The following is a 9227-nucleotide window of genomic DNA, read 5'->3' on the forward strand; positions in this document are numbered from 1 at the left end:
GTGCCCGGCGGATTCGTCCGCCGGGCACTTCCCGTTTCGAGCCCACCACAGATCGTCAGCGGGAGGCGACCAGCTCCCGTGGATCCTCGTCGACCGAAGACGCGGCCCGCCCGTGTCGGCGAGCGCCGGGGATGATGCTCACCAGCGGCCCCAGCACCCACCGGACCACACTGATCAGCCCGTACGGGATCACGAAGATGAAGACGATCAACGCCGCACCGTACGTGATGCCCGCCGCCGACTGGTTGATCTCCGCCGTCCACTGCGGCACGTACTGGACGAAGAACGCCCCGAACACCACACCGGGGACGGTGCCGAGGCCACCGATGACGATCATGGTGATGAAGGCGATCGCCAACGGGAGCCCGAATGCCTCGGGGCCGACGTACTGGACCACGAAGCTGTAGAGCACGCCGCCGACGCCGGCGAAGGCCGCGCTGAGCGCGAACACCGTCGTCTTCGTGCGGGTGGCCGGGACACCGAGCGTGGTGGCGACCGCCTCGTAGTCCCGGATCCCGATCAGTGATCGGCCGATCCGGCCGGTGGAGAGTCGCCGCACGACGAAGAAGGCGATCAGCGCCACCACCAGGCACAGGTAGTACACCCATTGGTCGCGTTCGAGTCCGCTGAAGGCCGGGGGTTCGGCGCCGGCGATGTTGATTCCCGCCTGCCCGTCGGTGACGTGCTCGAACCGTTTGATCACCGCCGGGGTGACCAGTGCCAGCCCTAGAGTGGCGAGCGCCAACTGAAGTCCGTGGAGGCGCAGGGCCGGCAGGCCGAACAGGTACCCGATCACGTAACAGACCGCGAACGCGATCGGAAGGAGCAGCAGGTACGGGACGTCGTGATTCTCGACCAGCACGGCACCGAGGTATGCACCGACGGCGAAGAAGAAGCCGTGGCCGAGAGAGAGCTGACCGGTGTTGCCGGTCAGCAGGTTTAGTCCCAGCCCGACCACCACGTACACCAGCACCATGGATCGGTCGAAGTTCACGTACGGCGCCGACACCAACGGCGCCACCGCCGCCACGAGGATCACCACCGCGACCGTCGATCTCGCCAGCCACCGTGGTGGATCGAGTTCGGCGCGGGGACGGCGAAGCAGTTCGACGATTCTCATACTCGGGCCACCTTCCGTGCACCGAACAGACCCTCGGGTTTGAGGAGCAACACCCCGAGGATCAGGGCCAACGCCACGGCCTGTTTGAAGTCGTGGCCGATCCAGGAAATGTAGGTGCCGGCAAGGTTTTCCGCGACACCCACGCACAATCCGCCGACGAGGGCACCGACCGGACTGTCGAGTCCGCCGAGGACCGCGCCGGCGAACGCGTAGATCAGCGACGCGACGAGCATGTTCGGTTGCAGGAACAGCTGCGGCGCCGCGAGGGAGGCGGCGAGGGCTCCGATGGTCGCGGCGAGGCCCCAGCCGATCATGAGCATCCGCCCGACGGGCACGCCGATCAGTTGCGCCGAGTCCGGGTTGTCTGCCGCCGCCCGCATCGCCAGCCCGACCTTCGTTCGCTGGAACAGGACGAACAGCAGCGCCGCGACGGCGACGACGGCGGCGACGATGACCAGCGACTGCTGGGACACCGCGACGGGACCGAGCGTGAGTACCGGCCCGGACACGATCGCCGGGAACTCCTTGCTCTGCACGCCCCAGATCCAGCCGGCGGCGCTGTTGAGTACCAGCATCAGGCCGAGGGTGATGATGACCAGCGGCATGTGATTCGACGACGATGCCAGCGGCCGGATCAGGACCCGTTCGGTGGCGGCTCCGCCGACGAAGGCGACCGCCATCGCGCCGAGGACGGCGAAGTACAGCGGCGCTCCCCACGCGTGGAACTGCCAGGCGAAGAACGCGGAGAACATCGCCATCTCGCCCTGCGCGAAGTTGACGATTCCCGATGCGCGGTAGACCAGGACGATGCTCAGCGCGAACGCGCCGTACAGGGCGCCCCACATGAGCCCGTCCACCAGTTGTTGAAGAAATACATCCATGACCACTCTCCTGTGCTCAGTAGCCGAGGTAGGCGCGCCGCACCGACTCGTCGTGCGCCAATCCGGCGGCGGGGCGTTGGGCGACGACACGGCCCGCGTCGACGAGAACCGCGGACGTGCCGATGTCCAGGGCGAGGTGTGCGTTCTGTTCGACCACGAGAATCGTGGTCTCGGTCTCCTGGCTGATCCGGCCCAGCGCACGGAAAACCTCCTGCGTGATGCGCGGAGCCAGACCGAGGGACGGTTCGTCGAGCAACAGCAGACGTGGCCCGGCCACCAGTGCGCGGGCGATAGCGAGCATTTGCTGCTCACCGCCGCTGAGCCCGCCCGCCTGCTGGTGGCGTCGCTCGCGTAGTCGCGGGAAGAAGTCGTACCAGTGCTCGACGGCCCGGTCGGTGATCGCCGCCGACGTCGTGAATCCCCCGACGCGAAGGTTTTCCTCCACCGTCAGAGTGCCGAAGGTGCCGCGGCCCTGCGGAACGTGGGCCACACCGAGCCGGGCGATCCGGTCGGTGCGCATGCCGGTGATGTCGCGACCGTCGAGCCTGATGCTCCCGCTGGTGCGGACCATCTGGCAGATCGATCGGAGGATGGTGGTCTTACCTGCGCCGTTCGCGCCGAGTACCACCGTCACCTCTCCTGCCGGCACCCGGAAGTCGATGCCGTGCAGCACTTCCGCGCGGCCATATCGCGCATGCAGGTTTTCGACGGTGAGCAGGTTCATGCCGCACCGCCCAGGTACGCCTCGATGACCTCGGGGTGGGCCGCGACCTCTGCAGGTTCCCCTTCGGTGACCTTCTGACCGAAGTTCAGCACCACCACCCGGTCGGAGATCGACATCACCATGGCCATGTGGTGCTCGACGAGCAGCACCGAGAATCCTCGCTCGTCGCGCAACCGGCGGACCGTGTCGGCGAGTTCGAGGACCTCCTCGTGGATCAGTCCGTTCGCCGGTTCGTCGAGCATCAGCAGGCGAGGCCGTTGCATCAGTGCCCGTGCGAGCTCGACCCGTTTCAGGGTGCCGTAGGGCAGGTTGCCTGCCGGTTCGCGGCCGACGTGCGCGAGATTCATCGACTCGAGCAGTGCCCAGGCCTCGTCCCGTTCGCCTGCCTCCTCCCTGCGGGTGCGCGGCAGTCCCAGCGCGGTGGCGAGGAAGCCCGCCCGGGTGCGCGAGTAGGCCCCGGTGAGGATGTTGTCGAGCACCGAGATCGTCGGGAACAACCCGATGTTCTGGAACGTGCGCGCGATCCCGGCGTCGGCGACCGCGTCCGCCGACAGCGCGAGCAGGTCGGCGCCGCCGAACGTGATCTGTCCCGAATCCGGTTCGTAGAGTCTGCTGATGCAGTTGAAGAGGGTGGTCTTCCCCGCGCCGTTCGGCCCGATCAGCCCGACGATCTGTCCGGGCTCGATCGTGAACGACGGTCCGTCGAGGGCGACGACTCCTCCGAACCGCAACCGGACGTCGCTGACCGTCAGCGGCGGGACGTCCGGTAGCCGGGCGGTCATCGTTCGGCGCTGCGCGTGACCACAGCGTCGTAGTGCCAGCTACCGTCGCGGAACGTCATCGGTGCCATCGACGTGATCGCGTACGGGTAGTCCGCGCTCGTGTCGAACGTGACACCGTCGATGGACAGGTCGGTGGTGACCGCGTGCAAATTCCGGACCGCGTCGAGTAGATCGGCGCGGGTGCACCCCTTCATCTGTTCGAGTGCGGCGACCAGCAGCTGAGCGGTGTTGTACCCGGTCGCGGCGATGGTGTCGGAGGACTTGAAGGCGCCGGCGTGCCGATCGGCGAATGCGCGCCATTCCTGCACGCCCGGTCCCTGGTCGTGGTCGGTGTTGCTGACGTCGTAGATCCAGTAGAAGGAGTGCACGCCCTCGGCGGCGTCGAGACCGGCCGGGGCGAGGACGAAGTTGGTGTCGGTGGCGCCGGAGTAGATGTAGGTCTCCGGCTTCCAGTTCAATTCGTGGGCCTTCTTCAGGGACTGGGTCACGAAGCCGGCCGTGGCGAAGTTGACGAACACGTCGGCTCCGGAGCTCGCGAGGTTGACCACCTGCGAGTCCACGGACGGTGTGGTCTGTTCGTACGCCTGCTCGGCGACGATCTGGGTGCTGCTGCCCTCGAAGGCGGACTTCAGTGCGTCGAGACTGCCGTTGCCCAGACTGTCGTTCGAGTACAACACCGCGACCTTGCCGTCCGGATGGTCGCGAAGGATCTGTTTCGCCCGCTCGGCGACCTCCCAGCCGGTCTGTGGGTTCACCGCGCCGGCGACCACTGGCCGCTCGTCGAGGGTGGTGAGCAGTTCGTCGGTGCCGGTCATGGGGAACACCAACGGGACGTTCTTCTGGTTGAGGTAGTCGACGACCGCGAGGGTCGAGGCGGTGCCGATCAGGTTCTGGATCGCGAAGACCTGTTGCTGTTCGACCAGCGATCGGACGTTGCCGACCGTGCGCGCCGGGTCGTATCCGTCGTCGAGTGCGGTGTAGGCGATCTTGCGGGACTTGCCGTCGCCCATCGCGACGCCGCCGGCGGCGTTGATCTCGTCGAACAGGGCAGACGCCGCGGTCGCCTGGGGTCCCGCGATCGACTGGACCAGGCTGGTGCCGAAGTGGATCTCGGTATCGGAGATGCCGGGGTCACAGCCGTCCACGGCGGTCGCGGCGTCGTCTCGGCCAGAACATGCGGTCAGAGCCGCGGTGGCGCACAGGGCGGTCAGGCCCGTGGCGAGGATTCGTTTCATGGTTGCTCCGTTGAGGGAAGGCAGGAGAGGGACAAGCTCGAGTGTTTCGGCAGCGCGCAGCGGGCGGCGACGAGATTCGTCGCCGCCGTGCGCGGTGTGTGGGATCAGACCGTGGTGTGGGAGAAACGTTCGCGCAGGTCGCGTTTGAGGATCTTCCCGGTGACGTTCCGGGGCAGGGTGTCGACGAACTCGACCCGGCGGGGCACCTGGAATCCGCCGAGCTGATCCCGGCAGGCGGTGATGATGTCGTCGGCGGTGGCGGTAACGCCGTCGCGGAGAACGACGACCGCGCACACCAGTTCACCCCAAGTCTCGTCCTCGACGCCGATCGCCGCGGCCTCGGCGATCGCCGGGTGACGGTAGAGGGCTTGCTCGACGGTCAGGGATGCGACGTTCTCGCCGCCGCTGATGATCAGGTCCTTCTTCCGGTCGACGATGTAGACGAAGCCCTCGTCGTCCCGTCGCACCAGGTCGCCGGTGTGGAACCAGCCATCGGTGAACGCGGCGGCGGTCGCGTCCGGATCGCGCCAGTAGCCGGTCATGACCTGGTCGCCGCGGACCACCATCTCCCCCACCTGGCCGGTGGGCACGTCCCGCATGGCGTCGTCGATGATGCGGATGTCGACCAGGCGCATGGGTTTGCCTGCTGCGGCCAGCAATTCGCTCTCACCGCCGGCGGCGCGCCGATGCGCGTCGTAGTCGAGGTGGAGCACGTTTCCTGCGAGTTCCGTCATGCCCATGCCCTGATAGAAGTCGCAGCGGAGACGTTCGAGTCCGTGCCGCAGCACCTGTGCCGGGATCGCCGACGATCCGTACCCGATCGCCTGCAGGGTGCTGAGGTCGTGGTCGGCAAGGGCAGGATCCTGGAGCAGGAAGTTGATCATCGTGGGCGCCAGCCCGGTCTGCGTGACCTGCCACTGCTCCACCAGACGCAGGAACGTCGCATTGTCGTAGGCGCGGACGATGCCGACGGTGCTCCCCATCAAGTGGTTGAGCAACGTCACGTACCCGCCGACATGGCACAGCGGGAAACAGAACAGGAAGACGGTGTCCTCCGGCAGTGTCCACTGCAACGCCGAGGACGTGATCCCGCTGACCAGGTTGCGGTGGCTGATCATCACGCCCTTCGGCGTGCCGGTCGTGCCGGACGTGTAGACCAGCCACGCGATGTCGTCCGGCGCCGGCCGCACCGCCGGTGCGTGCGCGGGACCGGAACCGACGAACTCGTCCCAGCCGACGGTTCCTGGGGCGGCCCCGATCGAGACGACCGTGTGCACCGACGGGATCGAATTGCGAATCTGCTCGACGGCGCCGGCGAACTCTTCGGCCACGATCAGCACGGTCGCACCGGAATGCTCGATCAACGCGGCGATCTGGTCGGGATGCAGGCGGAAGTTGAGGATGGTCAGGGCCATCCCGGCCATCGGCACACCGTAGTAGCAGTCGAAGTACTCCGTGCAGTTGGTGGACAGGATCGCGACCCGGTCACCCGGGGCGGCGACACCGAGCAGTGCGCCGGCGAGCCGCCGGCTGCGATCACGCAGCTCGGCATACGTCACTGCCTCGTCCTCGAATCGCAGCGCGATCCGATCGGGATGCTTGCGTGCTCCGTACTCGACGATGTCGCAGACCAGCATTCAGTGTCTCCTTGGTCGGGAAGAGGTGGTGGACTCGGCGCTCACCGGATCGCCAGCGGGTTGATCGGCGACCCCACCCCACGGGTGAACTGAAGCGGCGGTCCAGCGTAGAAGAAGTCGTACACGCCGTCGGCAGCGCAGGCGGCGGACAGCTCCTCGAAGTCGAGCAACTCGGCGAGGGTCATGCCCATGTCGCGAATCAGCACCATGTGGAGCTCGAACAATGCCCCCGGATTCTCGCCGGGCATCACCTCGACCGCCCAGTTGTCCGAGCCCACCACCGCGACGTCGCGCTCTCTCAGCCAGGTCGCACACGACAGACTCAGACCCGGCTCGCCGGCCATGAATCCCGCCGGATCGCGGTCGGCGAGAAACTTTGCGCGCCAACCGGTGCGGATGAGCACGATGTCGCCCGGACCGACCTCGACGTTCTGAGCGGCGGCGACGGCGTCGAGTTCGTCCGGTGTGATCGCCGTCCCGGCCTCGAGCCAGTCCACACCGCGCGCCCGGGCGACGTCGAGCAGCACGCCGCGACCGGCGATGCCGTTCGCCTGAGTGTGGATCCCGCACTTGTCGGCACCTTTGACGGTGACCCCCGAACCGGGATGACCGTTGTAGAGATGATCGTCGTAGTGCACGTGGGACAGGGAGTCGTACTGCGAGCCCGCCTGCAGCGGCATGAAGACGTAGTCGTCGGCCCATTTGAAGCCGCCGGGAAGTACCTGCTCCTGCCCGTTCTCGGCCATCAGCCTGATCGGGTTGATCCGATTGCCACCCGGCTGGGGCCCGTCCCCGTCGAGCGGAATGCCCAGTTCGAAGATCGTGCCGGTCCGAATCAGCGCAGCGGCGGCCGCCACTCGCTCGGGCGTGATGAGATTCGTGGTTCCCCGCTCGTCGTCGGCACCCCAACGACCCCAGTTGCTCAACCGCCGGCCCAGCTCTTGCATGTCGGATATGGACGTCGTCATCCTGCCTCCTCGGGCAATCGACCAAAGTATGACGTGACAGTCATGTCAACTTTGTGAATTGTGACCTCCGGCACCCCCGGTGTCAATACCGGGCGGGCGAGACGTGACCGGAGGACTTTCGTCGACCCTTGTCAGGAGCTCCGCCGAGGGTCTTGACTGAAACGTGGGTCTCGATCGCTCACGACGACAGACAGGAATGATGCAGATGCCAACCCATCGGGCAGTTCACGTCCAGGCCCCCGGCGAGCCGCTGACACTCGTCGACGTCGAAACGGAATCGCCACCGCGCGACCACGTCCGCATCGCCGTCTCCGCGTGCGGCGTGTGCGGCACCGACCACGCGTTCGTCGGCGGCGCGTTCCCCGAGATGTCGTGGCCACTGACACTGGGACACGAAATCGCCGGAACCATAGCCGAACTCGGCGCAGGCATCGACAACTACGCCGTCGGCGACCGCGTCGGGGTGGGCTGGTTCGGCGGGCACTGCAACCAGTGCATTCCGTGCCGCAAGGGCACCTTCATCTATTGCGAGAAATTGCAGGTGCCGAGCTGGCAGTACCCCGGCGGATACGCCGAATCCGTGACGGTTCCCGCCAACGCGCTCGCCCGGATTCCGAGCGAACTGTCCTTCACCGAGGCCGCGCCCCTGGGCTGCGCCGGAGTCACCACGTTCGACGCGCTGCGGAAGACACGAGCAGTTCCGGGCGACCGCGTCGCCATCCTGGGCATCGGCGGGCTCGGCCACCTCGGGGTGCAGTTCGCCCGGGCGATGGGATTCGAGACGATTGCCATCGCTCGTGGCGCCGACAAAGCCGACGACGCTCGCCGGCTGGGCGCCCATCACTACATCGACTCCACCGCCGGCGACGTCAGCGAAGCACTACGTGCACTCGGTGGCGTGTCCGTCGTTCTGGGGACCGCGGCGAACTCGAAGGCGATGGGTGCCGTGGTCGGCGGGCTGCTTCCGCTCGGTGAACTCACCGTCGTCGGTGTCACGCCCGACCCGCTGCCGATCAGTCCCCTGCAGCTGATCACACCCGGGGTCAACGTCACCGGTCACCCCTCCGGCACCGCCCGCGATGTCGAGGAGACGATGCAATTCGCGGTGCTGTCCGGCGTGCGGGCACGGATCGAGGAGCGGCCCCTGAGCGAAGCCGCGGAGGCCTACGCCGCGATGGAGGAAGGGCGGGCACGCTATCGCATGGTCCTCACCATGTGACCGTCCCACGCTGCAGGACTGTGGCATCACGCCATCTCGGGTACGTGCAGATGCGCGATGGCCAATTCGAACTCCCCGACCTCCAGGAGCCGGGCGCCGGACTCACGGATCTCCGCCGTTCCGATGCTCTCGGCGACTTCACCGGTGCCGCCCTCCGTGGGGGCCTTGTCGAAGGTCATCGACGACACCACACGACCGGCGGCCGGATCGACGAGCAGACTCGCGCTGCAGAATCCCTCGAGGCCGTGCATCGCGGGCAGCGACGACATCTTGTACACGTCGATCACACGGTCCAGATGGCCCGGTTCGACGTGAAGCCACGCGACCCGCACCCAGGCGCCATGACGTGACCGGTGGTCACGGTGCAGGGCCGCGATGTCCCACCGCGCCACGGTCGCGGTGGCGTGGAAAACCTCGGCCATGCGGTCACGCAGCTGTCGAACCGGCGCCTCGCTCGCGCGCAGAGCCTCGTCGTCCGTCCAGGAGCTGGTGGCGATGCATCGGCCGGAGCCGCGATCGACCAGCAAGGACATTCCGGCGGATCCTGCGATGTCGGCGAGCGCGGGCATCACGGTGTCGCGCACGTGCTTGATCCCCTCGTCGATGAACGACGGGTGCGCGTCAAAGGTGGAAGAGCGTGCATACACGATGGGCATCCTTC

The 9227-nt window shown here is 67.1% G+C and carries 9 protein-coding genes; 1 reads left to right on the forward strand and 8 read right to left on the reverse strand.

The annotated features are described in order from the left end of the window. Positions 1 to 55: 55 nt before the first annotated feature. The 7 genes from ACFTZB_RS38865 to ACFTZB_RS38895 all read right to left on the reverse strand — a co-directional run bounded on the left by ACFTZB_RS38865 (position 56) and on the right by ACFTZB_RS38895 (position 7347). Complete coding sequence (locus ACFTZB_RS38865) at positions 56 to 1120, reverse strand: branched-chain amino acid ABC transporter permease (RefSeq protein WP_378440229.1); 1065 nt, start codon at positions 1118 to 1120, stop codon at positions 56 to 58. Further along, complete coding sequence (locus ACFTZB_RS38870; RefSeq protein ID WP_378440232.1) at positions 1117 to 2001, reverse strand: branched-chain amino acid ABC transporter permease; 885 nt, start codon at positions 1999 to 2001, stop codon at positions 1117 to 1119. The genes ACFTZB_RS38865 and ACFTZB_RS38870 overlap by 4 nt, the downstream gene beginning before the upstream one ends. A gap of 16 nt (positions 2002 to 2017) precedes the next feature. Further along, complete coding sequence (locus ACFTZB_RS38875; protein WP_378440234.1) at positions 2018 to 2725, reverse strand: ABC transporter ATP-binding protein; 708 nt, start codon at positions 2723 to 2725, stop codon at positions 2018 to 2020. Continuing rightward, positions 2722 to 3507, reverse strand: coding sequence for an ABC transporter ATP-binding protein (locus ACFTZB_RS38880; RefSeq protein ID WP_378440236.1), 786 nt, complete (start codon positions 3505 to 3507; stop codon positions 2722 to 2724). The genes ACFTZB_RS38875 and ACFTZB_RS38880 overlap by 4 nt, the downstream gene beginning before the upstream one ends. Continuing rightward, a complete protein-coding gene (locus ACFTZB_RS38885; RefSeq protein WP_378440238.1) occupies positions 3504 to 4742 on the reverse strand; it encodes an ABC transporter substrate-binding protein in 1239 nt (412 codons plus the stop codon). The genes ACFTZB_RS38880 and ACFTZB_RS38885 overlap by 4 nt, the downstream gene beginning before the upstream one ends. A gap of 104 nt (positions 4743 to 4846) precedes the next feature. Beyond that, on the reverse strand, positions 4847 to 6379 hold the full coding sequence (locus tag ACFTZB_RS38890) for a long-chain-fatty-acid--CoA ligase (protein WP_378440240.1): 1533 nt from the start codon (positions 6377 to 6379) through the stop codon (positions 4847 to 4849). 41 nt (positions 6380 to 6420) lie between these two features. Continuing rightward, positions 6421 to 7347, reverse strand: coding sequence for a cyclase family protein (locus ACFTZB_RS38895; protein WP_378440242.1), 927 nt, complete (start codon positions 7345 to 7347; stop codon positions 6421 to 6423). A gap of 205 nt (positions 7348 to 7552) precedes the next feature. Between ACFTZB_RS38895 and ACFTZB_RS38900 the strand changes: the two genes are divergently transcribed. After that, positions 7553 to 8566 carry an alcohol dehydrogenase catalytic domain-containing protein gene (locus ACFTZB_RS38900; protein ID WP_378440244.1) on the forward strand — a complete coding sequence of 338 codons (1014 nt, stop codon included), beginning with the start codon at positions 7553 to 7555 and terminating at the stop codon, positions 8564 to 8566. A gap of 26 nt (positions 8567 to 8592) precedes the next feature. Here ACFTZB_RS38900 and ACFTZB_RS38905 read toward each other — a convergent pair whose 3' ends face one another. Next, entirely contained in the window at positions 8593 to 9222 is a 630-nt protein-coding gene (locus ACFTZB_RS38905) for a hypothetical protein (protein ID WP_378440246.1), read from the reverse strand. Between the last annotated feature and the right edge of the window lie 5 nt (positions 9223 to 9227).

It is taken from the genome of Rhodococcus sp. NPDC057014 (assembly GCF_042673295.1).
Lineage (GTDB): Bacteria > Actinomycetota > Actinomycetes > Mycobacteriales > Mycobacteriaceae > Rhodococcus_F.